Origin of the sequence: Staphylococcus lutrae (genome assembly GCF_002101335.1) — a bacterium.
GTDB lineage: Bacteria > Bacillota > Bacilli > Staphylococcales > Staphylococcaceae > Staphylococcus > Staphylococcus lutrae.
The window spans coordinates 905613-931112 of record NZ_CP020773.1; the positions used below are offsets into that span (position 1 = coordinate 905613).

A 25500-nucleotide genomic window follows, 5' to 3' on the forward strand; every position below is an offset into this window, starting at 1 on the left:
GCGCACTTAGCGATTGATTTTAACGATTCATATTAACGATATTGGACAATTTTTTCGACGTTTAAACGTGATGTTGGACGTCCTTCTTTAGCTGCTTTCCCAATTGCAATAATCATCACGGGCACATAACGTTGTGAATCCAAGCCTAGACGCTCAGCAATTTCTGCACGGTTAAAACCACCAATAGGATTTGTTTCGTAACCATGTTCACGTGCAACAAGCATGAATTGCATTGCAGCAAGGCTACTGTCTACTTTGACGATGTCATTCATTGATTGTTGATCCAAGCCTTCATACATTCCTACAAAGCGTGATACTAACTCCTCTTTAACTTCAATCGGCATATAGCCTTTTTCTACTGCAGCACCGTAGATTTCTTCTGCATACTCATAGTTCAACATATCCCCAAAAATAACGACCATTGCTGCGGATGTATCATTTTGTTGACTATTAAATTGCACCAATGGACGTAAAGTATCCTTACCTTCTTCCGTATCAACGACGACGAAACGCCATGGTTGCATATTAACAGATGATGGCGCTAATGTCGCCTTTCTAATCATTTCATTCATTTCTTCTCGAGGAATCTTTACGGATGTATCAAATAATTTAACAGAGCGACGTCCTGTTAGTATCTCTCCAAAATTTTGTGTATGTGTCATTCATAGTCACCTTTCTTTTTTCACTGTTGATACAGTGCGCACTAAAATGAGATTTAATTATATTTTATACCTGCTTTTGAATCAAGAAAAAAGTGTTATAATGGATATAAATTATTGTAAAAAAGTATTGGGGGTCTCAACATGACAACACAGCCAAAAGCACTACAGCAAGAATTATGTTTTTTATTCTATGTCGCGTCAAAGGAAGTCATCAAAAAGTTTAGTGCTTATTTGAAAGAATACGAACTCACATACACTGGATACATCACGCTTATTTCAATCGCTGATGATGAAGTGGTCAATATCAAGCGCCTCGGTGACCGAATTTATCTCAACTCAGGCACATTAACACCACTAACCAAAAAGTTAGTTGCGCAAGGATTAATCGAAAAAGTCAGGAAGCCTGAAGACGAGCGCAATTTGAACATTTCTCTCACAGATAAGGGGCGTGCATTAAAACAACAATTAAAACATCTCAACGAAGAAGTCCATGCTTCGTTAACGATGGAAGAAAAAGATATGATGGACCTGCTTGGCATTTTACAACGTTTCTTGGAAAACAATTTTCCTTGTCATACCGTCACACAATAATTTAAATGATAGGTTTCGGGGACACGACTGTACGATACCGCTCGTACTTTAACAAATCTATCATTGACACTTGATTGCTATGATTAATACAGTGGTCTAACAACACAACACTCGATCTATATGTTTGTTTTAGCACTGCTATAAAAACGATCTGTTAAAAGTTGAATGAATCACTTTTAGCAGGTCGTTTTTTGATGTCAAAGCGTTGAACATCGCTTCATCATATTTGTTGTTTCTCAATCATCCATAGCTTTGTTGTTAAAATGTTGCCAATAGCGTCGAAATAATATCGATACGGCACGATGTAAAGGGGCTTGCGTCACGCGGTAAATGCCCCACGGTAAACGAGGCACGAAGTCATGTAATGCAATTAAACATTGCGTCGTATCACCTGCTAAACGTCTCAACTCAAAGCGTGCTGTCCGTCCGCTTTGCTGTACGAGCCACCCTCCAGTAATATTCAAGATGACATGTCGCATCGGATCGCTATCTGGATGATCGTGCATCTGAATGAGCGGGATTTTAAACGGCATCAAAACAATAGTGAATCGTCGACCATCATAAACCCCATTGATCAGCCGTCCGTTTAGCGTCTTTAAAAATCGCCCATACATGGCAGTCACTGCATCCATAGAGATGTTTTTAGGCACATTAAACGCTTGTATTGAACGTACAGAATGCCTTTCACGACTCCACTGATAACAAGCACATCGTCCGATATAACCTGATGCCTTTTTTAACGATTGATGCACAATTTTGATTTGATAGGCATCCATTGTTTGCTTTAGCACGGGCTGTAGCGTTGCCTGAAGGACCATACATTTTTGAATATTCGCTTGTTTCATCCCAAATCCTAAATTATCATACATGACTTGTTGCAGCTGCTGCGGATGGCTTTGTGTCAAACGAGTATTAGAAAATTGAGGCGTTCCAATAATGACCACGAGCGCAATATCTTTTAATGCTGTGACAACATGAGACAGGTCATATAAATCAATTTCTCTCGTCGGTGCTGATGTCGTTTGTCTCACTGTCGGAGAAGCTTGCACGTACACTTGATGCCCTTCGCTACGCAACTGTTCCACATAGTTGTGGGTATAGGGATGTCCATCTGTGATGACCAAAGTATTCACCATACATTTCACTCACTTATCTATTTGATTTCTTGTATTATATCATTTATTCAAAGATTGTATGAATTGCATTCTATTTATTTTCAAACGAGACAGGTTAATCTTCCATATCACTTACAAAAGGTACTAGAAATTCCACTTTGACGATACAAAAAAACAGATCAATGAACAGCATACAACCGCCTTCATCCACCTGTCTATAGGTTAAATCCATTTTAACATTGCATCCATTTCTAAGCCATAACACGTGAAGCGGTTGGCTCGTCGATGATCATTAATTTTGGCTAAAAATAAACATCATCATTATTGTCAATGTGGTCAAAACTGCCCCCATTGTTACCCATGTATGAGGATTCATCTTACCGTGTTGTTCTGTCCGACGAAAAGCTCGGATGGCCATAATCCAAACAATGACTGTTAAAATTGTTAAAATGATTAATACTGCATACACCTCAAGCACCTCCCGTATGAATACATGAATAACTTTATATTATCATACAATGACGCATAAAAAAATACAAACTACGAGAGATTCAGCGCTTTCGTTTCACATGTCACAAGACGTTGACACACCTTTTTGAAACGATCATATCGTCTATCAGGACTGATTTCTATTCGTGCCTACCGAGGACAAATCTATTTTGACACGCTTTTATTTTAGTGGTAATATAACACTAAAATTCACTATATATTTTATCTTATAAAATGGAGATACAATGATGACCTTACCTCTAAATGTGAAGCTTCGTTTACTCATGTTATTCGTACAAAATGCCACTGTGAATTCGGTTTTCCCATTTATGGCACTTCTCCTAACGCATTACATAGGGGGCGCGCGTGCGGGAATCATTCTAATCATCGGTATCATAGTCAAATTTATCGCCTCACTTTTTGGTGGCTATTTCAGCGATAATTTAGCCGTCAAAAAATATACCATTGCGATCTTAACTGGATTTAGCGCCCTTTTATTTTTAAGTATGGGCCGCATGGTCTATCATTTAGAGCAAGTGCATGCATCCACGCTCATTTTAATGTTTTTTATTGTCTTTTACTTATTCAATGAACTTGTCACTGCTTTGGCCAAACCGATGTACAATGCCCTCGCTTTAGATCATATTCACGAACCCCATCGCCAACAATATGCACGTGCTAAATATTGGGTTTCAAATACGTCCACTGCGTTAGGTATGTTAATTGGGGGATTATTTTATAGTACTTATAAAGTCCACTTATTTGTGCTCATTTTTATCTGTTTAAGTTTGAATGTATTCATTTTAATCTTTTTAGTGAAAGAAACACCTCGTTATACAACACAACAAGGTGTCCCACATTTGACGCGCATTTTACAGCGTTATCAGTCAGCATACCGCAACCGCCCTTTTGTCCTTTTATTAATCAGTGGCGTACTCATTTTAAGCGCCGAGTTTTCATTATCATCTTATGTGGCAGTGCGATTACAACATCAATTTCAACAAGTGACTTTATTCCATTTCCCAATTGATGGCGTACGCATGTTCTCAATGCTTTTATTAATCAATACCGTTACGATTATCTGTTTGAGCTTTGTCATTTTACATCTATTTCGTCATTTCAAAGTATTTACGATTTTAAATATTGGGTTTTTCTTCTTTGCAACCGGCTATACGATTGTTATGAGCAGTAATCATCTTTTCGTGCTCGTTCCTTTTATGTTTATCGCAACAATTGGTGAGATATTATTCACACCTACCGTTGAGGCTGAAAAGATTCGCTTTATTCCACCTGAAACACGTGGTGCTCATTCGGCCTTGGATAGTTGGGTTCTCATTGGGGCTGAACTCTTATCACGTATCTTTTTAATTATTGGTACCGTTTTAACCCCATTCCTGATGTCAGGACTTGTATGCATGACCATTACAGGCGGATTCATTCTATTGCTATCAACCGTAAGACGTTACCAAACGTGAATGACACCCGTCACTCGTGTCATTTGATGTATGGCACCATCAATGTGTTGACGCAACTTTTGAAATAAAAAAGCGAGCGTCCTCGCCGTTGACTTCAACGTGACGCTCAATTTTTGACTGGACTTTAGTACCAAATCACATGGTCATGATACCAGGCGATCACCTGTTCGATTCGCTCAATTAATACCGCTTCATTTTCTCCTTCAACGACGACTGAAATGATCACATCAACACTATGTTGTGCTGCTTTAAATTTCTGTCCGGGTGTCGCTTTGTTCGTTTGAGAAACAACCCAAGATTCATCCAAACTTTGGCGTATCCCCCCATATGTTGCATTCTGTGGAGGTAGCAACACAAATCCCGCATAGCGCTCAAGTGGTTTCACCTTTTTCAGCACATCGTCGTAACCTAACTGTAATTTCAGGCTCATTTGATTTAATTCAAATCCTGCCGCAAACGCAAGAGTTCTTCCTATCTCACCACCGCCTGTTCGACTCCCTATTTCACAAAAATAAATGTCCCCATTTGATGTTACAAAAAATTCAGCATGAAACGAACCATTCGGTAAGGAAGGTAAAGTGGCAATCACTTTCTTAACTTCTTGTTGCAGTAACATGTTGAGCGGGTTATCCTTCTGTAACAAATAACTCGATAACGGTTGATGATCTTGAAATGACAAACAACCATTATAATAATGCGACACATACGCACACACCACGGATGCTTGATGGATTAAACCATCGACATGATACATTTCCCCTTCAATATACTGTTCAATTTCGTATTGATGTAAATCATCATGCGCTAGCAAAAACGTGTCAATGTCAGACTGTTCTCTTGCTATGACCACATTTGAAGATCCTGACCCATCAATCGGTTTCAATACAACCGGTAACCCTTGACTTTCAACGAAGTGGCGGACATGTTCCGCATCAATGGCTTTATCAAATTGTGGTATTTTGACTGATGATGCTTGCAGAAGTTGCTTCATCAAAATCTTGTCACGATATGCTGTCGCACTGATGAATGATTGTCCCTCTAACTGCAAAAGTTCCCTTAATCGGGCTGCTCTTAACACATCAAACTCAGAAATAGAGAGGACATGTGTAATGGGATATTGCTGACTTAACGCAAGCGCACGCATTTCTATATTAGGATTGTCTTTATAATGATCAAATGACTCAATCCGTAAATACTGTGATTCTGAATAACTCTCTTTTTGTTCGGTCGGACAAAACAAAATGACACGTTCAGATGTATCCTCGAACCACTCATCATAAGGCGTTTTCTCTCGCCCAGTAATCGACAATATTAAAATGGTCACGTTACAATCACCTCAATCACTTCATGAATCCTTTCAATTCTTTGCTGTATCTCTGCTGTATTCGCTCCTTCCAGCACGATATCTAGCACAAAACAACTCGAAAAGTGTTCAGGCGGCATCAATACTGAATCTCCATATGACTTCAAAGGAACTGCAAAATGCACTCCTGGAATTTCTAGTAGGCGATCTACCCCCTTAATCCCTTTAAAAACACCACTCCGTTCTGCCATCACACTGTAAAAACACATCTTTTTCGTTGTAACATCAAAAGGTAACCAACTTTGTGTGATATCGTTACCAACTGAAACGTCTATCACCTTCTCAAAAAAAGACTGACCCGACGCACCGGGAACGAGATGAGAAGTAATAAAAGCACCCCCTGGTCTGGCAGCCGCTTCGATGACTTTAAATCCGTCTTTCGTCATTCGCCCTTCTAAATGAAATGCACAATGATCAATCCCTAAACTTTGAATGGCTTGCGTGACAGTCTCTTTGATTTCTCGTTGAACTGCGGCTGACTTTTCAGATGGAAAAATGGCAATATACTCTAATGCGTAATCAGGGGTCACAGCTTTATCTGTAATGCCCGCTATCAACACTTGCTTATTTTGTACAACCCCCTCTACCGACACTTCCTCTCCATCCAAATACCCTTCGTAAATATAATCATGCGGATAATAACGGTATACGTGATCACGTTCAGGCGAAGTCGCTTCAACAAGCGTTTCATACACTTGCGCCATCTCTGACTCACTTGTTATCTTAAAAATCCCTTTACTTCCGGAAGCCCCCACTGGCTTCAGTATACCGGGTGTCCCGATTCGCTCAACAGCACGATGCAAATCCTCTGCATGAAAAACATGTTCAAAAGGCGGTGAAATCCTCTCAACTTGGTCAAAAGCCAATCGCATTTGGTACTTATTCCGTGCATTTTTAACATGCGTGCATGGGACGCCTGGAAGTTGCAACTGATTATTCAATAAAGCGACGAGTTCAACATCTTTATCAGACCAAGTCAATATGCCACTCAATGGCTGTTTTTCATGATATTGTTTGACTGCTTTTACCATTGTAGATTCATCGTATGTGTCGATTTCGATCACTTCATCCAATCCGCTATCAATCAATTGCGGATCACTATCCGTCATTAATACGACGCGATAACCTAATCGTTTGGCTTCTTGAATCGGTGCTATTCGCTCTACTTTATGACTTCTTAAATTGATAAATAATAATGTTTTCATCTTGATCGCCTTCCTCTTTTATATCTGTTGATATTGCTGTTGATACCATGCGCGGTCATATGCCGTTATATCAATGGTGCAAGCGGTCTGCATTCCAAAATCAAACCAGGCTTGGTAAAGTTCACCAAGGATACGTTGATAATAAAGCGCTTTCATTAAATCGTCTTCTGTGTAGGTATTACCCGTTGATCTCATCAATCTTAAATCATAAAATGCTGCTAAATCATACGGTGGACATTGAATCGTTCCTGGACAACGCATCGCATACTTAACATCTGCAAAAACATGTCCTTTATGATGCTGATTACTCCATGTCGTTATATCACTCATCACAGGGGGAAAATAGTAATGCCGTTCCATATTTTTTACCCTATTTAGAAAGTTTCCAGGGGTATAATGCCAACTGTTGTATTCCATCCTTTTACTGATTGCCACTAAAATACCTGTCAACATTTGAGGTTGACCTTGAAATGACTCAATCAACGTCCCACTCGGAATCACACAACAAAAATACATTTTTTGATTCCAGTCACAAATCGTTGCGATATCATTATTTTTAAGTGCGCAATAATAGGCGTAAGGCTGTCTAAAACTTCTCGTCATCCCGATATCAGAATGTGTCGCTTCAATCGCATAGGAGACAATCGTTTCCAACAATTGTTGTAATCTATCGCTACGACGATGTTGATCAATAAAGTGGTAAAATGCCGCATAATACACCTCTATCGTATGAACTTCTAGCATTTGTAATAAGACCGCTTCCAACCTTTGATCCGTGTACGCTGTTAACGCTTCTTTCTCGATTAATCGTTCTTTCTTGTGCAGATTCAATCCATTAATCTGTCTATAAATCATGGCATGTTCGGTTACTTCGTCTCTCAATTGCGCTAACATTTGCGCCTGTGTTAATAACGAGACTGCTCCTATTGTTTGTGGACTGTTCACCACTTGTTGGTAGTCCTCTCGTTTTTGTTTAAAATAGCGTGACAAATAGGTGAGCGAAAAGTGGACGCCATTCACTTCCTCTCCTCTAGCCGGAGGACCTGACTGAAGAATCGCGTACATATTAAATATAAATGTCCGTTCATGCGTCGTCCACGTCGACACGTCCTGAGTGGCTAAATCATCTAACAAAAATCGAGTCGTCTCACCTTCAAGACTTCTGAGTAAGTTATTATAATGGTAAAAAGTCGTAAATGTCTGATCATAATAATACAACAGAATCGGCGCCATAAAATCAATCTTATTTTTAATTGCATCAAGGACTTTTACTACATCTTGTTGACTCAACTGACGAAAAAACGGTACGACTTCTGTTTGGTATAGCCATTTTTCTTGTGCATGAAGGCGTGCGATGTCTTGTTCAATGACTGTCATCGTCTCATGTGGAATGATAAAATACCCCCAAATTTGAGTATAGGCATCAAAAAAATACTTTTCTCCTAAAAGCAGACGTCCATATTCGGTCATCCCAAAACACAGCATTGCTTTTTCTTCAATTGGAGAGGCGTCACCAAAAACGCATTTGGCATAATCTAAATGTTGATAAATGGCCTGTTGCTCAAAATTCAAACTTTGAAGCGCTATCTCGATATCAACTTTGCCATCCACTGTGATGATTGTCTCAATGATACGCTTCGGGTCTTTCATTTGTTTCACTTTGTCTCGTACCTCTGTTCGCAATTGGTTAAAGCCACTTTTTTTCATTATAATCCCTTCCTTTATATTGTATGCTGGGCATTAAAAAAAGGTGTCTGCGATACCATGACTGCTGCTGTTGGACAATTCTCAACTGCATCATTTAAGTGATCTATTTCAGCTTCGGGAATGGGACATGTACCACTGTTCTGATCCAAACACATGTATGCGACATCATCCGCATCATATTTAAATAAATGTGGCGCCGTCGCACCACATGCCGCACATGAAATGCACATCTCCCTATCGACACACGCATAACAATCCATATGATCCCTCCTTATCTATTTACGACCAAAAATAGTTACCTAAAAAATTAATAAGAGTCATATATAATATTTATAAACTTTAAATAATACATTTTTATTATAATAAATTACCTCACAAAATACAATGTAATTTTCATTTTTCACTTTTTGGACATAAACAGAGGTGTCACCTTTGGCTTGATTCTTTCACATTTCACACATTTCTTAATCATCCTGAGACCCTTCCATGTGATTAAAAACAGATTTGGAATTCGGAATCATTGCGACATTGAACCGCTGCCGCTTTCCATCGTTTTAGCGACAAAAAAAACGATCCCACTCTTTAATAGAGCGAAATCGTTTCGTCGTACCTCTTCCTCTTCCGGGCGAACCTGCCACCTTTAAACTTTTGTTTCATTCCGGCATGCAGCATTACTTCACGATGAGAACAGGAATATTCACACGCTTGGCAATCTTATGCGTCACGTGACCTAGGACATGCTTAATGTCTACCTCTGAACGCTTATTACTCATTACAATCACATCGTATTCTCCATTTTCAACTTCATGGACGATTTCTTTCGTAGGCGCACCCGTTGTAAACTTCACTTGATAAGTCAGTCCTTCAGCTTCAATTGATTTCAAGAATGGCTGCATCGCCTCTTTCTTTTCTTCAACCACCGCATCAAAATGTTTTCCTTGATAGCGTACATAATTTGCAAGTTCCGTTTCTGAAATGACATTGAACACAGTAATGTCATAAGGTCCTTGATCACCTGTGAGCTTTTTCAATTGTGTCGGCACATTTTTAAAACTATTACCAAAATCATATGGAACGAGAATATGATGATACATCGCTAAACCCTCCTCATGAATTTTATGTACAACATCGTATAAACGCTATCCTTCACTTTCAATTTTATTGTAGCACTATGACAGCGCTTTCTCAAATGGATGTCAGTGCATTTTAAAAATTCTCACAACTTATTTTCAAAAAATATGGGTCTGTCACAACCCACAGTATGAGAGACGCATTTTAACTTCATTCCCTGAATGGTTACAGCAATTAAATTGCTGAAATGTATACATTCACGCTATGAAGTCAACGCAATCACATCAAACGCTTCAGTAATATCTGCACTATTCAAATCTTGACCGACGACAATAAGGTAAGGCGCCATCGCAATAGGACAAGGTCGGAGTTCGAGGTGTCCCTGCGTATATTGCACGATATACGGTGTTTCAAAATCTTTAAAATATACAAAGCCTTTCACTCGAAACACACCTTGTAATTCTTTCAATCCTTCAACCAATGCTTGCTGTTGAATAGGGGATTCAAATTCATACATCAAATGTGATAAATGGCCATGATGGTGTACAGATGATCGTTCACTTACCCGACACTTCGACATACGTTGGACTTCATTTAAGGTCAATTCGCCATCGCGCGTAAGAATATACGGAATTTCTGGAAAAGTCGCTTGCACCGTATCGACTACTTTCAAAAGCGCATCTGTTTCTAACAAATCAATTTTATTAATAATTAAATGGCTGCTATAACACAGCTGTTCATGCATCAAATGTTGTATCGTATCGGGCAATTCATGGTACTGTTGATAGGCAGCCCCATCGATAATCCCCAACATACTGACATCCTCGATAAATGGTGCGAGAACAGGTGTCATGCAGGCATCAAACACTTCAATCGGATGTGCCACCCCGCTGCACTCGATCAATACGATGTCAGGTTGATGCGATAGATAAATGTCATGCAACTGTTGAGACACATCCGCTTTTAATTCACAACAAATACAGCCATTTGTCAGAACTTTCATTTCAATATCTTCGGTTACGAGATGTTCATCTACACTCTTTGCTCCAAAATCATTCATGACAACAGCAGGTTTCAACTGTTGATCCATCGCATCTTGGATTAAAAAATTAAGTGTAGATGTTTTGCCACCACCTAAAAACCCCGATAATATGACAATATCCATCTAATCCCCTCCATCTTTCATCCAATCACGAAACGCACGACTCCCCGTTGTCGTATGCTGACCTTGATATTTACCTTGATATATCGTATCTGGAACACTCTTCGTCTCTGCCAATACAATTTGACAGATGCGTTGTCCTTGTTCTATTTCGAGAGGAAAATCATTTGCATTGTACAGCTCTAATGTAATCTTACCTTCAAACCCTGGATCCACCCATCCTGCATTTTGGATGAACAAACCTGCACGTCCAACAGAACTTCGCCCCTCAATAAACCCAGTCAGTTGATGAGGCAACGTCACGTATTCTTCCGTTGTTGCCAATATAAAAGCATGTGCTGGAATCACCACACGTGCTTGTTCTATCGTTTCATATTGAATGGGTTCACTTAAACGCTGAATACCTGTCTCGGGCAGTAAAGGTTTCAAAAAGTGAGATCCTAAAGTCAGATCCACCGATGCAGGTTCAATATGGGCTTCTATTAATGGTTCGATGTTAAGTTGATGACGTTTTAAATACGCCTTAATATCACTATCTGACAAAATCATATGATGCACCTCTATTTCTTCAATATAAATCGTAATATTTACGAAGGGAACGTCTCAATAATTTATCATGTCCAGAAGATTCAGACAAGATTTTTTTGAAATATTCTTCATTTTATTTTTTTATAACCTCAAGCAACGTTGACCCCTCTTTATATTGCACCACACGATGATAAAAATGTCACCCCTCATCTCCTATATCGCGACGCCGCTCATGAAAAATGTGTATCATTGCCGGAATGATCATCCATACAGACAAGATACACATTTTTTTAATTTATTTTAACTCGAGTCCTTTTTCTAACTCATCAATTTGTTTGATTGTTGTCGTTGTAGAACCTGATGAAAAATACCATAATTTAGGATCTAATTCAACGACTTGGCCCTTTTTAATGGCGCTGACATTTTTCAATACATCATTACCAAGCACTTGTTTCGCAGTAGAACGTTTACCAATGGCTTGACCCCGATCCATCGCAAAAATAATACCTGGGTTTTTCTCACTCACGTATTCATTTGTGACATTCTGACCATGACGACTCCCTTTAATCTGATCATCTGCGGGCGTAAAACCTAACGTGTTATAAACTAAATTACCAAATCGATCGCCTGCACCGAACGTTGACAATTCACCTTCATTCACTAATAAATACATCGCTTTGTCATGAATATTTTTTGTGTGTGCTTTCATTTTGGCGATTTTTTCATCTAGTGTTTTCACTAACGCTTCCGCTTCGCTCGTTTTGTTGTAAATTTCCCCTAATTTTTGTGTGTTCAACTTCATTGAAGCAATGAAATCTTTATCATTCGCACTCATATAAACGATGCTGGCATCTGGTGCTGCTTTTTTCAATTCGTCAATATTCTTTTGTGTTGCCGTACGCGGTGAAAGATAAATAATATCTGGTTTCACTTTGGCAACTGCATCAAAATTAATATCTTTTAAACTTCCTAAATTCGTATAACGTGCATCTTTAAACTCCGATAGAAAATCAGGCAATGAGGCATTTCCTTCACCTTTAGGTAATGCTGCTATTTGATCTTCAACACCTAAAGCTTTCAGCGTATCCACCGTACCATAATCAAACACAATCGCTTTTTTCGGATTTTTAGTCACTTTGACTGTATCTTGATATGCTTTATCTTCACTACCGTCTTGTGCCTTACCTCTTAAAGTGAAATTATTTTTAATTTCCACCACTTCTTCTTCACTTGCAGTCTTTGTTTCCTCTTTTTTACCTTGTTGATTGCCACACGCTGCCAATACAAACATCAGCGCAATCATCATTAATACACTTAATTGTTTCATATCTTTTCCTCACTTAATTTAAATTGAAATCGTGTTATGACTCGAAATTGAAGGGGATGCATCAAAATAGATACAAAGTTGTTGTCCTTGAAATGTCTCAATCTTTATTTCCATATCGTATAGTTCTTTCAGTACCGTACCGTCAATCACTTCAGCTTTGGGTGCCGATTTAACAAGTCGGCCTTCTTTTAATGCAATAATGTTATCAGAATAAACCGACGCGAAGTTGATATCATGCAGCACAATGACAATCGTTTTATCATGTTTTTCTGCTAATTCCCGTAGCGTTTTCATCATTTGTACAGCATGCGTCATATCTAAATTATTTAACGGTTCGTCTAATAAAATATAATCCGTGTTTTGTGCAATCGTCATCGCGATATATGCACGTTGCCGTTGACCCCCAGACAATGTTTTTAAGTAGCGATGTCTCATGTCATCAAGCTTCATCAAAGTCAATGCCTGATTGACTTGTTGGAAATCTTCCGATTTTAAATGACCTTTGGAATATGGGAAACGGCCAAAATTGACTAATTGCTCGACTGTTATATTGAGTTCGGTATGATTGGTTTGTTTTAAAATTGATAATCGTTGTGCCAATTCATGTCTCGGATATTGGTCCAAATGCCGCTGATCGATTTCTATTACACCTGAATCAATCGCTTGTATACGGCTAACAGCAGATAGTAAGGTACTCTTCCCTGCCCCATTCGGCCCGATAATCGAAGTCAACTTCCCTTTTTCAATATTGACATTAATATTTGTCAAAATAGGTTTTTGATGAATGGATACGTTTAATCCTTGAATTCGAATCATGTTGTCTGTCTCCTTTTCAAGAGTAAATAAATAAAGTACACGCCACCGATTAAGTTAATCAACAAACTAGTTTGCGTGATTGCATCAAAGAGATGTTCCACGAGCCATTGCCCAATAAACAAACTGCTCCAACTAATACAGAGCGTTGCCGGTAAAATCCTTCGGTGTTCATATGTTTTCATCCATTCATGCGCTAAATTGACACTCAATAACCCTAAAAAAGTAATGGGACCAACCAATGACGTGGCAATGGCAACCATAAGTGCGACGATGATAAATAAACATCGGGTCATCAACAAATAATCTACACCTAAATTGATCGCTTGTACCCGTCCCAGTGAGAGAACATCCAGATACGGGAGTCGCACAACCGTAATCCCAAACAAAATGATTAAAGCGACAGCGCAAATGAGCACTAATGACGGATTGGAGGCCTCAAAGTTTGCAAACATTGCACTTTGAACGACTAAAAAATCTTCTGGGTTGATTAATAACTCTAAAAATCCTGTTAAGCTTTTAAAAAATGTGCCTAATATCACACCCACGAGTAAAATAAAGTATACGGAAAATTGCCCTACTTTGAATATGCCTTCAAAAAGTATCCAAGCAAAAGCAATCATCATCAAAAGTGAAACGCCGAAATTCAAATAAACATGTTGAACAAAAACAGACTGTGCACCGAAAAGAAACAGAATTAACACTTTACTAAATAAATAAACGGCATCTAATCCAATAATGGATGGTGTTAAAAGGCGGTTCACCGTAATGGCCTGAAACACCACAGTAGACGTTGCGATAGCACCTCCGACGATGAATATAAGGAAAACCTTTCTTAGGCGACTCGTCATTTGGTACTGAAAGATGTCAAAATCTATCCCTAATAACAGATACATCAGAGCGGTGATAACCGTAAAACCCACTAACAATGACAGTGAACGCGTCGGCTTATTGTGCATCATATCGTCGCCCCCTTATCAACATCACCATAAATATTGCCGTACCAAAAACACCCATCGTCAGTCCAATATTGATTTCATATGGGGCAACTATCAACCGACCTAAAATATCAGCAATCATAACGAAAATGGCACCTAACAAAGCTGTGTGCGGTAAAGCATGTTTCAAATGATCTCCCCGAAAAATAGAAACGATATTAGGGACGATTAACCCTAGAAAAGGTAACGTACCCACCGTGACGACCACCAAAGCCGTCATCGTTGCAGTAATCAATAATCCTAAATTGATGATGACTTCATAGTTCAAACCTAAGTTTTGACTAAAGTCCTTTCCCATCCCTGCGATGGTAAACTGATTCGCAAAGACATATGTAAGGATTAATAATGGAATACTGAGATAAAGTATTTCGTACCGGCCATTTGTAATAATCGCAAAGTTTCCATTGAGCCAATTCCCGATACTTTGAACTGCATTCGTCTGTAAAGCAATGAACGTGGCTAAACTAGAAACGATACCGCCCACCATGATTCCCATAAGCGGCACGAAAATCACATCTTTAAATCGGATACGTTGCACAATTTGCACGAATAAAAACGTTCCAAATAAACTACAAAGTACAGCAAACAATAGCTTTAATAAAATATGTTGTGATGGAAAGAAAATAAGTGCAATTAAAATACCTAACTTTGCCCATTCCATCGTCCCTGCAGTCGTTGGGCTGACGAATTTATTTTGCATCATTTGTTGCATAATCAAGCCCGCAATCGCCAAAGCACTTCCTGCAATCAAAATGCTCACCGTTCTTGGGATTCGGCTTGACCATAAAATATGCAACTGATATTCATTGAACCGAAATATTGCACTGATTGGCACGCTACTGACACCAATAAATAAAGAACAGAGAATGAGGACACAGAGGACGGTCATTAAAACGTAAGTATTCATAAAATCACGCATGATTCTGTCCCCTTTAAACACATGTTATTGATAATGATTTTCATTATCAATAACATATTAGCATCAAACTTCTCATTGCACAATATCAAATTGTTCCAAATCATTGATTCATCTTTATAAAACCGTATAGGCGACGCGATGCACTATAAAAAATGAGACGCGCCATTCTTTTCTATCACGAAAGAATGGCGCGTCTCAAACGTATCATGCCCATATGGCTATAAGATTAAATGTGTAATAAGAAACACTGACGCTAACTTTTTAAAATAAGAAATAACGTTGTGTCATTGGGAGTTCTGTCGCTGCTTCACTTGTCACTTTCTCACCGTCTACGAATACCTCGTATGTTTGTGGATCGACGTCAAGTTTTGGCAACGCATTATTGTTTTTCATATCATTTTTAGTCAATTGACGAATGTTGCGCACAGGTCTTACATCACGTTTTAAGTCCAATGTACGACGAATACCATTCATATACGCAGCTTGTGATACAAATGTGATTGCAGTACTTTGTATGTTACCGCCATATTGCCCGTACATGTGACGATATTTAATAGGCTCAGATGTTGGAATAGAGCCATTTGCATCACCGTTCGCTGCAACATTGACCATACCGCCTTTAATAACCATATCCGGTTTAACCCCGAAAAAGCGTGGATCCCAAAGTACAAGATCAGCCAATTTGCCTTCATCTACAGAACCGACATATTCTGAAATTCCGTGCGTAATCGCTGGGTTAATTGTGTATTTCGCAATGTAGCGACGGATACGATTATTATCGTTGTACTCACTATCGCCTTCAAGCGGTCCACGTTGTTCTTTCATGCGGTGTGCCACTTGCCATGCACGCGTAATGACTTCACCTACACGTCCCATTGCTTGAGAGTCCGAACTGATCATACTGAATACACCCATATCTTGCAAGACGTCTTCTGCCGCAATGGTTTCTTTACGGATTCGAGAATCAGCAAAAGCCACGTCTTCCGGAATTGACGCATTTAAATGGTGTGTAATCATAACCATATCTAAATGTTCATCAATCGTATTGTGTGTATAAGGTAACGTTGGATTCGTTGATGAAGGTAAAATATTAGGATACCCCGCTGCTTTAATCAAGTCAGGTGCATGTCCACCACCCGCACCTTCTGTATGATACATATGCAATACTCTATCACCGATTGCTTTCATTGTATCTTCCATAAAACCTGCTTCATTCAACGTATCTGCGTGTAATGCAATTTGAATATCGTATTCGTCCGCAACCTCAAGTGCATGACGTAATGCTGAAGGTGTTGCACCCCAGTCTTCATGAACTTTCAAACCGATGACCCCAGCATGAATTTGTTCCACTAATGCTGTAGGGTTAACGGCTTGCCCTTTACCCGTAAAACCAATATTCAGTGGTAATTGTTCTGCTGCTTGAAGCATACGGTGAATATACCAAGAACCCGGTGTCACTGTGGTTGCCTTCGAACCTTCTGATGTTCCAGTGCCACCCCCAATGTGTGTTGTTATACCACTTTCTAACGCCACTTCAGCCTGTTCAGGATTGATAAAATGCACGTGCGTATCAATACCGCCAGCAGTGACAATCATCCCTTCTGCTGCAATCACATCTGTTGATGCACCAATAATGATGTCTACACCATCCATAATATCAGGGTTTCCGGCTTTACCTAACTTCATAATATAACCGTTTTTGACACCGATATCGCATTTAATCACTTTATCATGATCAATCACCACGGCGTTTGAAATGACTAAATCCGCGACATCTTTATGGTCACGTGTCGCATTTGGGTTTTGCCCCATACCGTCACGAATGGATTTTCCTCCTCCAAATGTGACCTCATCCCCGTATCTTGCATAATCTTTTTCAACTTTCGCAAATAAATTCGTATCAGCCAATCGTATAGAATCCCCTACTGTGGGTCCGTACAAACTGGTATACTGTGACTCTGTCATTTTAAAACTCATTTGACTTCACTTCCCTCTTCCATATTCGGTGGCGTCACGCGCGATTCATCAAGCGGTCCGTCAACTAAACCGTGGAATCCGTACACATGTTGTTTCCCTGCATAACGAACGAGACGGACTTCTCTCTCATCCCCAGGTTCAAAGCGTACCGCCGCACCAGCTGGAATATCTAAATGTTTTCCATAAGCCATTTCACGCTCGAAAGATAACGCTGGATTGGCTTCAAAAAAGTGATAATGAGATCCTACCTGAACAGGTCGATCCCCTGTATTTTTAACGCGAATTTTTGTATTTTCACGACCTTCATTAATCATCATTTCAGTTGAATTCACAATAATTTCACCAGGTTTCATAATAGCCCTCCTATACGATTGGGTGATGAATCGTAATCAATTTTGTTCCATCTGGGAATGTTGCCTCGATTTCAATATCAGTCACCATCGCTTCAACACCCTCCATCACATCATCTTTTGTTAAAATCTCTCGTCCATAGCTCATTAACTCTGCAACGGTTTTGCCATCTCGAGCGCCTTCTAACATTTCATAACTAATTAAAGCCACTGCTTCTGGGTGGTTCAACTTCAAACCGCGTTCTTTTCGTCGTCTCGCTAAATCGGCTGCAACAACGATCATCAACTTATCTTGCTCACGTTGTGTAAAGTGCATAAGCTTCACTCCTTCATCTTATTCCTTAGTACTAAAAATGGATCCACTAATAATTATAATCCTCAAATCGCATTCTTTCAAATTTAAATACTATACGGCAATAATAAAGCGTTCCAAAACGACTTATTATACATGGAAAAAACCAACGATTCACTAAATAAATATTATGTTAATATAGTTGTTATTTTGAAAAACAAAGTGTTAAAATGATAAAGTGGTGTAACAAATTTATTTTGAGCCATCACATTGGCCCGCTCGCTGCTTGTCTCAGTAACACGCACCATCACTCTCGTACTCGAACACATCATATCGAGTCTCTAGCATAAAGAAAGAAGTGAACAAAATGTCAAAATGGATACATCCCTTTTTCAAAAACATCTCTCAAGTCGTTTTGTTAGAAAATAGTTTGACCGGTTTGTTGATTTTAATTGCGTTATGGATTGGTAATTGGAAAATCGGACTTGCAGCAATGATAGGAAGTCTCATCAGTCTTTTAACTGCTCACTTTTTCAATTATACCGAGGAAGAAATTCAAAGTGGGCTCGCTGGTTTCAATCCTGTCTTAATTGCGATTGATTTAACATTGTTCTTATTCTGGTCGTGGCAAAGTTTACTCGTCATTATCGTGAGCATCATACTCGCTATGCCGATTGCACAAGCACTCAAAAGTTTTTTAAAACCGTTTCGTCTCGCCGAATTGACAACACCTTTCGTCTTGATTACATGGGTTGTTTTATTGATGTCCGAACAATTCAAGTTTATTAAAACGAACGTCAACCTATTACCGTTGACGGCAGATGTACATGTGAACTTAAACACGGCCTTTCACCCATTTCATGCTTTTTTTAGTAATGTCAGTCAAATCTTTTTAATCGAACATACATTAAGTGGCATCCTCATTGTCATTGCATGTTGGATTGCGTCAAAACGTGCCGGAATCTATATACTTCTTGCCAATTTACTCGGATTAGTGCTCGAATTTTTCTTTGGCGCAGATATCACAACGTTAAATGAAGGGCTCTTTGGATTCAACTTAATGCTATCAGTCATTGCCGTTGGTGTAACATTCCGTGCATCAAATCATCTCCATCCTGTACTGGCATTCTTTTTAACTGTGGTGATGACACCTATGATGTATGCGGCAACCGTTACATTTTTAGAACCAATTGGTATTCCTGCATTAACATTTCCATTCATTTTAACGACGTGGACACTCTTGTTAGCAGGACAAGCACACACGCGTTCAAGTCATTAAACCAATGCCCACAAGGGACATCATTTTTCGATATTCATCATACATGCATATCCATAAAACCATAAATAAAGAACAGACAGAGCTACCCTATTGACTCCATCTGTTCTTTATTTTCTTATGGCTTTACTGTGTCAAAATACGTCTCATCCAAATGATTTATATCGAGATGTTCAATTTGCAAAGTTGTATGGGCTAAACCATACTTTTCCTTCAACAATCGTTCCAATTGATTAATCGTGCGATACGCATCCTCACTACTCCGACTATTCAAAACTACATGCGCACTTAACGAATAATGTTCTGTCGTAACAGACCACAAATGAAATTCGTGCACATCCAACACTTGTTCTACGGATTTCATCGTTTCAATAATGTCATCTGTTTCCAAATGCTCAGGTACGGATTCCATTAAAATTAAACACGCGTTGCGCATAATTTTATAACCCCCACGTAAAATGACCGCTGCAATCACAATACTTAAAATAGGGTCAATTAACTGAATACCTGTAAAATAAATCAATACGACTGCGACAATCACCCCTACAGAATTCAGTAAATCCCCAATGAAATGCCATAGCGCGCTTTGAATATTAATATTGTTTTCACTTTTTAACGATCGCATCAAAATAATGGTCAACACAATATTCACAATCAACCCAATCGTCGCAATAAAAAGCATCAGACCACTTTCTACAGGTTTAGGAAATATAATACGTATAATCGCTTCATAAAAAATCCACACAGAAATCAACGCCAGTGCCAAACCATTTAAAAATGCCGCGATAATTTCAAATCTTAAGAAACCAAATGTATACCGTGCTGTCGGTGGACGACTTGCAAAATAAATAGCCACCATTGATAAACCTAATGCAATCACATCACTCAACATGTGAAATGAGTCTGACAACAACGCTAAAGAATTAGATAATAGCCCCCCTACAAATTCCACAATTGTAAAAAAGAGTGTAATCACTAACGACAACCACAGCGTCGTTTTTGAATGTGACTGTGTTTTGCGATGTTCGACATGATGAAAATAACGTCTACTTGCCATTGTCTCGCCTCCCTTGATAATTTTTCTCAATCCCTTTAAACGATGCGAGGTGAATACGACACGCGTCGCATTCACCTCTTTTGATATTAAATATTATGCCATAAATTCATCGTTAACTAAACTTTTATCGACTTGATATTGATGATATGTGAGATACATCAAACGAGATAGGGCTACGATTGCTATCCCACCAAAGATGTATGCTGAAACTTTGTAAAATGGTTTCATCTGAAAGAAGCCTCCAAGTTCTTTTTTATTTTAACATACCCGACTCAACATTTCTCTCAAACGTAATTTCTGACTTTTTAAAAGAATTTTCAAATAAGATTATTTTTTGAATTAATAGTTTTGACAATTTTTTAAATTTATTGTATCCTTTCACTAATCTTATTGAAAGCCTTTACAGTTCATTCGCTTTCAAGACCAAAAAAGGGGGGTATCAATGGCAGCATTCATCAGCAAATTGTTTGAATTCATACCACGACTCATCGTCAATATTTTTGTGTAACCCAGCCAAAGATAGAGATAAAAAAGGGGTGGAAAAATGAAAGATAAGAAACAACTTTTTAGTATTCGTAAATTTAAAAATGGGGCATCATCAGTCGTTATCGCGTCTTTATTTTTCATAGGTTTATCACATACACCTGCATTCGCTGATGCAGCACAAACGGCAGAAGAGACGCCGCAAACTCCACAGAATCACGAAGTAGCACGCACATTATCTAGTGCTACACAAAAACAGGAGACGCCATCTTCAACTGCAAAAACATTACATACATCCACAGAGTCAAACCAGTCAGTTGAACGCCCACAACCAGCCACTGCAGTTTCTAAGGATCAAGAACAACCGTCTTCAGATTCATTAACGCTAGAGCAACCTCAAGCGAAAGCCGTTACTGAAAAAGGAACAGATGGTGCACAAAAGTCTACAACGAACGCATCAGCAAAAGTTGCTGAAGCGACAGCATCCGACCTCAATCGTAACGAATCAGCAGAGACAAAAAACGTTCAACAGGACGAAACACGTGTTGCTAAAGACCATTCAGCACCCGTTTCTCAACCTGTCGTTAAAATCGACAATAGTGAAAATGAGCGCAACACGCTCTCAACACAGGACGCAGTCAAAGGTTTGACCGCACGTCAGGTCGACAAAAATCCAAGTGCAAAAACAGATTCAAATCCACCGACATCTGATGATTTGAAATCCATTCAGACACAAGCTGTTGCAACAACACAACCTCAAAACCAACAGCGCCAAGCTGAAAAAATTCAAACAGAAGCAGATAAAAAAGCCAAGCAAGGGTTTTATAAAAACAAATTCCCTATCGTTTTAGTCCATGGATTCAGTGGATTTACAGATGATATTAACCCTTCCGTTCTGTCACATTATTGGGGTGGCGATAAACTCAATATTCGTCAAGATTTAGATGAAAATGGATACAACACTTATGAAGCAAGCGTGAGTGCATTCGGTAGTAACTATGATCGCGCAGTAGAACTTTATTATTACATTAAAGGGGGAACTGTTGATTACGGTGCCGCACATGCTGAAAAATACGGTCATTCACGTTACGGTAAAACGTATGAAGGCATTTACAAAGATTGGAAGCCTGGACAAAAGGTTCACCTCATTGGACATAGTATGGGAGGTCAAACCATTCGACAATTAGAAGAACTATTACGTCACGGGAGTGCTGAAGAACGGGCCTACCAACAAGCACACGGTGGTGATATCTCACCTCTCTTTGCTGGTGGACAAGATGGCATGGTCGCTTCTATTACGACTTTAGGCACACCACATAACGGGACACATGCAGCCGATCAACTCGGTAATGAGCCATTCATTCGTCAAGTCGTGTTTGATGTTGCAAAATTACTGGCTAAAAACAATGCACGCGTTGATTTCGGATTAAATCAATGGGGGCTTCAACGTCAACCGAACGAATCACTTGATGCCTATTTTGAACGTATCAAAAACAATGACCAATTATGGCGTACAAAAGACAATGGCTTCTATGACTTAACACGTGAAGGTGCCACTGAACTCAATAAACATACGAGTCTCAATCCGAATATCGTTTACAAAACATACACTGGAGAAGCTACACATTCAGCAATTGGCGGCAAACAAAAAGCAGACTACAATATGTTCTTCCCATTCATACTCACTGGAAATGTGATTGGTAAAGCCGCCGAAAAAGAATGGCGTGAAAATGACGGTCTCGTCTCTGTCACTTCATCACAACATCCGTACAATCAAGCTTGGGTAGAAGCAACTGATACGATTCAAAAAGGCGTATGGCAAGTCACACCAGTCAAACACGATTGGGATCATGTCGATTTCGTTGGACAAGATGCTTCTGACTTGAAGCGAACACAAGGAGAATTAAAAGACTTCTGGCACAATCTTGCTGAAGATATAGTGAAATCTGAAGATCTAACAGCGTAAAAGGAGGCGATATTTATGAGCGGTACACCATTGGAATTGTTAATGTCGTTTTTCAAAGTACTTAGAGTAATTTTTAAATTTTAAAACGTCACACGACGATATCGTCCAATTTCAACCTAAATCGTTTACAAAGCATGTACTGAAATATCAAAAATCAAACAATAGTTAAAGTGCTAATAAGACTTTACAACACTTTTTCAATAAATTGGACGAGATGATTGCGATCAAGAGAGACGTGAGTCCCGTCGATACATTTCAACTTAAGTCGACACTCGGGTTTTAAACGTCTCTACTTGATTGACAATCTGACTCGAACCATCCATCCGCGCAAGTCAACATTGTCTATCCATCATAAAAAAATCTATTAATGTACTATACCTACATCAATACTTTGATGGCTATATGTTTCCTATCAATTTACATTACCTCATAAAAAACTTAAATTATTCAAAAAATGAGCCACCATTTGGGAGTGATGACTCACGTAAATTCGTACCTATTCTAACTCTAAAATTTCAATTTTATTATTCTCTTTCATAGCTTTAGCTATATTAGCTACAGGCATAATGAAAGTGTCAAATGCATTAGCTTTTGAAGTAATATCAGATACTAAGCTACGTATATAAGGATACAATATTGCAACAGCATTTTGAGAAAGTAGTTGCTTTAGTTGCTCCATGTCCCGCTCATCTTCTTTTTCAAATTCAATATCAAATATACCAGTTAACTCTATATTTATAATAAACGGACACTGACTATCATCGTTACCTATTTGACAATTCATTATAATATATGCCTGCTCTTCTCCAAAAGCAACTTTTGCAGAAAAGTCACTTTCAACTTCAAATCTGTCAGTGTTTTCCAAATCTAAATTTTCATTCGTTTTATAACTAAAATTGGTTCTATACTTTTAACGGTTGGTGAGTTTTTCACTGGCCGTTATTTTTGTTTTAAATACAAAAATAGCACAAATATCTCTATAATTGTAAGTGACAAAACCAACAAATTAAGGAGAGATATTCGTGCCTATGTATAATGATATATCAGAAATGATTGGAATAAAAGTATCAAATTTAAAAATCACTGAATGTTTAGGTATTCAAACCTTCAAGAACGTTCAATCATTGTTTTATAAAGGGGTTTTAACTTATCAACCTAAAGGTTGTGAGTGTTGTGGTATCAAGAATGAGCAACACACAGTTATTAAAAATGGCTTTCGCAGTACAAGAGTGTATATGGGGCTTATTCTTGAAAGGCCTAGTTATCTTGTGTTAAAAAAGCAACACTTCTATTGTAAAGCTTGTGGTCAAACTTTTACGGCTAAAACACCATATATAGAACCGCGTTGTACAATTTCTAATGACGTAAAACTAATGGTGACGAGAAAGCTCGCCACTGTCATATCTGAAAAAGATATAGCGAATAGTGTTTTAGTTTCACCTTCAACTGTTCATCGGTATTTGAAAGACCTAGGGGAAGCAGTAAAAACACAACCTAGTGATATATTGCCCCAACATTTATCCTTTGATGAATTTAAGTCAACTAATGATGTCGACAGCTCTATGAGCTTTATATACTGTGATAGTATCACGCATGATATTATTGATATCTTGCCAGATCGACGTAAGTTCAAGTTGGAAGAATACTTTTTAAGATTCTCAAGAAAGCAGCGTGAAGGAGTTAAAAGTGTTTCTATTGATATGTATCCACCATACATGTCGCTAATTCAATCATTATTTCCCAATGCAGATATTATCTTAGACCGTTTTCATATTGTTCAAGCGGTTAACCGTGAAATCAATCACAGTCGCGTTAAAACAATGAATAGTTTTAAGACTAAAGAAAAACCCAAGTACAATAAATTAAAACGGTATTGGAAGCTTTTATTAAAATCTCCAATTGAATTAGACAGAGTCCATTATCACTCGTTCAGACTTTTTAATACATGGCATAGTCAGTATAGTTTAGTACAATTCTTGTTAACTTTTGATGAAGAATTCCAATTAACGTATGAAGCAGGACATCATATTCTAGAAACCCTAAGATCAAATAACATTGAACAATTAGAGGAAGCATTACAACGTTCGAAGAGTTTAAATATTTCAAATGGACTCAAACGTGTTATTAACACACTCATAAAATATATACCTTATATTTCAAATACGATTCAAAATCCTCATTTGACCAATGGTCCAATTGAAGGTATTAACAATAAAATAAAGCTTATTAAGCGTGTCTCTTATGGTTATAGAAATTTTTATAACTTTAGAAATAGGATTTTAATTATTTCAAGGTTATACGTAAGTGAATATAAAAAACGTACTAAGCAACAAAAAATTGCCACTTAGTACGATATTTCTTCACCAACCGACGTTGACAAAGAGCCCTAAAATTTTTGAAATTGTAATTTTTAAAGCCTATACTAGCCATTATGATGCGACTCCTAACCCTTTATCAATATCAAATTTCCTAGAATCTTTGATATCCTTTTTATACCCTAAACCGCTAGTAATATCATTTATCTTGATTTTATGGTTAATTGTTAAAGAAATAAAAGAGAAATATTTAGTTTGATTTGAATACAGTTTTTCACTACTTTGAATTTGTTGTTAAAAGTTAACTTTTAACAACTCAGATGGAAGTATGCTTATCAAATGTTTTCTTATATTTTCTT

At 38.3% G+C, this 25500-nt stretch carries 25 protein-coding genes; 5 read left to right on the forward strand and 20 right to left on the reverse strand.

Annotation, left to right across the window (positions count from 1 at the left end; all coding sequences use genetic code 11):
- Positions 1–32 precede the first annotated feature (32 nt).
- On the reverse strand, positions 33–662 hold the full coding sequence (locus B5P37_RS04440; protein ID WP_085237096.1) for a nitroreductase family protein: 630 nt from the start codon (positions 660–662) through the stop codon (positions 33–35).
- A 141-nt stretch (positions 663–803) separates the two neighbouring features.
- On the opposite strand from B5P37_RS04440, the gene B5P37_RS04445 reads away from it, so the two are divergent.
- Positions 804–1253: a MarR family winged helix-turn-helix transcriptional regulator gene (locus tag B5P37_RS04445; RefSeq protein ID WP_085237097.1), complete on the forward strand. Its 450-nt coding sequence runs from the start codon at positions 804–806 to the stop codon at positions 1251–1253.
- A 236-nt stretch (positions 1254–1489) separates the two neighbouring features.
- On the opposite strand, the gene B5P37_RS04450 is transcribed toward B5P37_RS04445, so the two are convergent.
- A complete protein-coding gene (locus tag B5P37_RS04450; protein WP_085237098.1) occupies positions 1490–2389 on the reverse strand; it encodes a hypothetical protein in 900 nt (299 codons plus the stop codon).
- A 271-nt stretch (positions 2390–2660) separates the two neighbouring features.
- Positions 2661–2837 (reverse strand): hypothetical protein, encoded by a 177-nt coding sequence (locus B5P37_RS11915; RefSeq protein WP_169710778.1) that lies wholly within the window; start codon positions 2835–2837, stop codon positions 2661–2663.
- 304 nt (positions 2838–3141) lie between these two features.
- Between B5P37_RS11915 and B5P37_RS04455 the strand changes: the two genes are divergently transcribed.
- Positions 3142–4332 carry an MFS transporter gene (locus tag B5P37_RS04455; protein WP_244898638.1) on the forward strand — a complete coding sequence of 397 codons (1191 nt, stop codon included), beginning with the start codon at positions 3142–3144 and terminating at the stop codon, positions 4330–4332.
- Between the two features lie 124 nt (positions 4333–4456).
- Here B5P37_RS04455 and B5P37_RS04460 read toward each other — a convergent pair whose 3' ends face one another.
- The 14 genes from B5P37_RS04460 to B5P37_RS04525 form a co-directional block, all read right to left on the reverse strand.
- Positions 4457–5656 (reverse strand): ATP-grasp domain-containing protein, encoded by a 1200-nt coding sequence (locus tag B5P37_RS04460; RefSeq protein WP_085237100.1) that lies wholly within the window; start codon positions 5654–5656, stop codon positions 4457–4459.
- Entirely contained in the window at positions 5653–6900 is a 1248-nt protein-coding gene (locus B5P37_RS04465; RefSeq protein ID WP_085237101.1) for an ATP-grasp domain-containing protein, read from the reverse strand. Before B5P37_RS04465 ends, B5P37_RS04460 begins: the two co-directional genes overlap by 4 nt.
- An 18-nt stretch (positions 6901–6918) precedes the next feature.
- Positions 6919–8607, reverse strand: coding sequence for a hypothetical protein (locus B5P37_RS04470; protein ID WP_085237102.1), 1689 nt, complete (start codon positions 8605–8607; stop codon positions 6919–6921).
- A gap of 14 nt (positions 8608–8621) precedes the next feature.
- On the reverse strand, positions 8622–8867 hold the full coding sequence (locus tag B5P37_RS04475; protein WP_085237103.1) for a ferredoxin: 246 nt from the start codon (positions 8865–8867) through the stop codon (positions 8622–8624).
- Between the two features lie 411 nt (positions 8868–9278).
- Positions 9279–9701: a universal stress protein gene (locus tag B5P37_RS04480; protein WP_085237104.1), complete on the reverse strand. Its 423-nt coding sequence runs from the start codon at positions 9699–9701 to the stop codon at positions 9279–9281.
- Between the two features lie 239 nt (positions 9702–9940).
- Entirely contained in the window at positions 9941–10843 is a 903-nt protein-coding gene (locus B5P37_RS04485; protein ID WP_085237105.1) for a CobW family GTP-binding protein, read from the reverse strand.
- Positions 10844–11389, reverse strand: a complete 546-nt coding sequence (dcd, locus tag B5P37_RS04490; protein ID WP_085237106.1) for a dCTP deaminase — start codon at positions 11387–11389, stop codon at positions 10844–10846.
- 274 nt (positions 11390–11663) lie between these two features.
- Positions 11664–12695, reverse strand: a complete 1032-nt coding sequence (locus tag B5P37_RS04495) for a ferrated catecholamine ABC transporter substrate-binding lipoprotein SstD (RefSeq protein ID WP_085237107.1) — start codon at positions 12693–12695, stop codon at positions 11664–11666.
- 18 nt (positions 12696–12713) lie between these two features.
- Positions 12714–13511, reverse strand: a complete 798-nt coding sequence (locus tag B5P37_RS04500; protein ID WP_085237108.1) for an iron ABC transporter ATP-binding protein — start codon at positions 13509–13511, stop codon at positions 12714–12716.
- Entirely contained in the window at positions 13508–14467 is a 960-nt protein-coding gene (locus B5P37_RS04505) for an iron chelate uptake ABC transporter family permease subunit (protein WP_085238415.1), read from the reverse strand. Before B5P37_RS04505 ends, B5P37_RS04500 begins: the two co-directional genes overlap by 4 nt.
- On the reverse strand, positions 14457–15425 hold the full coding sequence (locus B5P37_RS04510) for an ABC transporter permease (RefSeq protein ID WP_085237109.1): 969 nt from the start codon (positions 15423–15425) through the stop codon (positions 14457–14459). The genes B5P37_RS04505 and B5P37_RS04510 overlap by 11 nt, the downstream gene beginning before the upstream one ends.
- 261 nt (positions 15426–15686) lie before the next feature.
- Positions 15687–17402, reverse strand: coding sequence for an urease subunit alpha (gene ureC, locus B5P37_RS04515; protein ID WP_085237110.1), 1716 nt, complete (start codon positions 17400–17402; stop codon positions 15687–15689).
- Positions 17399–17755 (reverse strand): urease subunit beta, encoded by a 357-nt coding sequence (locus tag B5P37_RS04520; RefSeq protein ID WP_085237111.1) that lies wholly within the window; start codon positions 17753–17755, stop codon positions 17399–17401. The genes ureC and B5P37_RS04520 overlap by 4 nt, the downstream gene beginning before the upstream one ends.
- Before the next feature lie 10 nt (positions 17756–17765).
- Positions 17766–18068, reverse strand: coding sequence for an urease subunit gamma (locus B5P37_RS04525; RefSeq protein ID WP_085237112.1), 303 nt, complete (start codon positions 18066–18068; stop codon positions 17766–17768).
- A 343-nt stretch (positions 18069–18411) separates the two neighbouring features.
- On the opposite strand from B5P37_RS04525, the gene yut reads away from it, so the two are divergent.
- Complete coding sequence (gene yut, locus B5P37_RS04530; protein ID WP_085237113.1) at positions 18412–19323, forward strand: urea transporter; 912 nt, start codon at positions 18412–18414, stop codon at positions 19321–19323.
- Between the two features lie 115 nt (positions 19324–19438).
- Here the strand turns inward: yut and B5P37_RS04535 are convergent, their stop codons facing one another.
- Both B5P37_RS04535 and B5P37_RS12245 read right to left on the reverse strand, forming a co-directional pair.
- Positions 19439–20377, reverse strand: a complete 939-nt coding sequence (locus B5P37_RS04535) for a cation diffusion facilitator family transporter (RefSeq protein WP_085237114.1) — start codon at positions 20375–20377, stop codon at positions 19439–19441.
- A 93-nt stretch (positions 20378–20470) separates the two neighbouring features.
- A complete protein-coding gene (locus B5P37_RS12245) occupies positions 20471–20605 on the reverse strand; it encodes a hypothetical protein (protein ID WP_276307716.1) in 135 nt (44 codons plus the stop codon).
- A gap of 316 nt (positions 20606–20921) precedes the next feature.
- On the opposite strand from B5P37_RS12245, the gene lip reads away from it, so the two are divergent.
- A complete protein-coding gene (lip, locus tag B5P37_RS04540; protein WP_085237115.1) occupies positions 20922–22826 on the forward strand; it encodes a YSIRK-targeted triacylglycerol lipase in 1905 nt (634 codons plus the stop codon).
- Positions 22827–23322: 496 nt separating this feature from the next.
- Here the strand turns inward: lip and B5P37_RS04545 are convergent, their stop codons facing one another.
- On the reverse strand, positions 23323–23691 hold the full coding sequence (locus B5P37_RS04545; RefSeq protein WP_085237116.1) for a protein-export chaperone SecB: 369 nt from the start codon (positions 23689–23691) through the stop codon (positions 23323–23325).
- A gap of 163 nt (positions 23692–23854) precedes the next feature.
- Between B5P37_RS04545 and B5P37_RS04550 the strand changes: the two genes are divergently transcribed.
- Positions 23855–25174 carry an ISL3 family transposase gene (locus tag B5P37_RS04550; RefSeq protein ID WP_085238416.1) on the forward strand — a complete coding sequence of 440 codons (1320 nt, stop codon included), beginning with the start codon at positions 23855–23857 and terminating at the stop codon, positions 25172–25174.
- The last annotated feature ends 326 nt before the right edge of the window (positions 25175–25500 follow it).

What these genes read in the sequence shown, in the direction of transcription:
- B5P37_RS04440 (WP_085237096.1), bottom strand. Translation starts at nt 662, where the DNA reads ATGACACATACACAAAATTTTGGAGAGATACTAACAGGACGTCGCTCT.
- B5P37_RS04445 (WP_085237097.1), top strand. Translation starts at nt 804, where the DNA reads ATGACAACACAGCCAAAAGCACTACAGCAAGAATTATGTTTTTTATTC.
- B5P37_RS04450 (WP_085237098.1), bottom strand. Translation starts at nt 2,389, where the DNA reads ATGGTGAATACTTTGGTCATCACAGATGGACATCCCTATACCCACAAC.
- B5P37_RS04455 (WP_244898638.1), top strand. Translation starts at nt 3,142, where the DNA reads ATGTTATTCGTACAAAATGCCACTGTGAATTCGGTTTTCCCATTTATG.
- B5P37_RS04465 (WP_085237101.1), bottom strand. Translation starts at nt 6,900, where the DNA reads ATGAAAACATTATTATTTATCAATTTAAGAAGTCATAAAGTAGAGCGA.
- B5P37_RS04470 (WP_085237102.1), bottom strand. Translation starts at nt 8,607, where the DNA reads ATGAAAAAAAGTGGCTTTAACCAATTGCGAACAGAGGTACGAGACAAA.
- B5P37_RS04475 (WP_085237103.1), bottom strand. Translation starts at nt 8,867, where the DNA reads ATGGATTGTTATGCGTGTGTCGATAGGGAGATGTGCATTTCATGTGCG.
- B5P37_RS04480 (WP_085237104.1), bottom strand. Translation starts at nt 9,701, where the DNA reads ATGTATCATCATATTCTCGTTCCATATGATTTTGGTAATAGTTTTAAA.
- B5P37_RS04485 (WP_085237105.1), bottom strand. Translation starts at nt 10,843, where the DNA reads ATGGATATTGTCATATTATCGGGGTTTTTAGGTGGTGGCAAAACATCT.
- dcd (WP_085237106.1), bottom strand. Translation starts at nt 11,389, where the DNA reads ATGATTTTGTCAGATAGTGATATTAAGGCGTATTTAAAACGTCATCAA.
- B5P37_RS04495 (WP_085237107.1), bottom strand. Translation starts at nt 12,695, where the DNA reads ATGAAACAATTAAGTGTATTAATGATGATTGCGCTGATGTTTGTATTG.
- B5P37_RS04500 (WP_085237108.1), bottom strand. Translation starts at nt 13,511, where the DNA reads ATGATTCGAATTCAAGGATTAAACGTATCCATTCATCAAAAACCTATT.
- B5P37_RS04505 (WP_085238415.1), bottom strand. Translation starts at nt 14,467, where the DNA reads ATGCACAATAAGCCGACGCGTTCACTGTCATTGTTAGTGGGTTTTACG.
- B5P37_RS04510 (WP_085237109.1), bottom strand. Translation starts at nt 15,425, where the DNA reads ATGCGTGATTTTATGAATACTTACGTTTTAATGACCGTCCTCTGTGTC.
- ureC (WP_085237110.1), bottom strand. Translation starts at nt 17,402, where the DNA reads ATGAGTTTTAAAATGACAGAGTCACAGTATACCAGTTTGTACGGACCC.
- B5P37_RS04520 (WP_085237111.1), bottom strand. Translation starts at nt 17,755, where the DNA reads ATGAAACCTGGTGAAATTATTGTGAATTCAACTGAAATGATGATTAAT.
- B5P37_RS04525 (WP_085237112.1), bottom strand. Translation starts at nt 18,068, where the DNA reads ATGCACTTTACACAACGTGAGCAAGATAAGTTGATGATCGTTGTTGCA.
- yut (WP_085237113.1), top strand. Translation starts at nt 18,412, where the DNA reads ATGTCAAAATGGATACATCCCTTTTTCAAAAACATCTCTCAAGTCGTT.
- B5P37_RS04535 (WP_085237114.1), bottom strand. Translation starts at nt 20,377, where the DNA reads ATGGCAAGTAGACGTTATTTTCATCATGTCGAACATCGCAAAACACAG.
- B5P37_RS12245 (WP_276307716.1), bottom strand. Translation starts at nt 20,605, where the DNA reads ATGAAACCATTTTACAAAGTTTCAGCATACATCTTTGGTGGGATAGCA.
- lip (WP_085237115.1), top strand. Translation starts at nt 20,922, where the DNA reads ATGAAAGATAAGAAACAACTTTTTAGTATTCGTAAATTTAAAAATGGG.
- B5P37_RS04550 (WP_085238416.1), top strand. Translation starts at nt 23,855, where the DNA reads ATGTATAATGATATATCAGAAATGATTGGAATAAAAGTATCAAATTTA.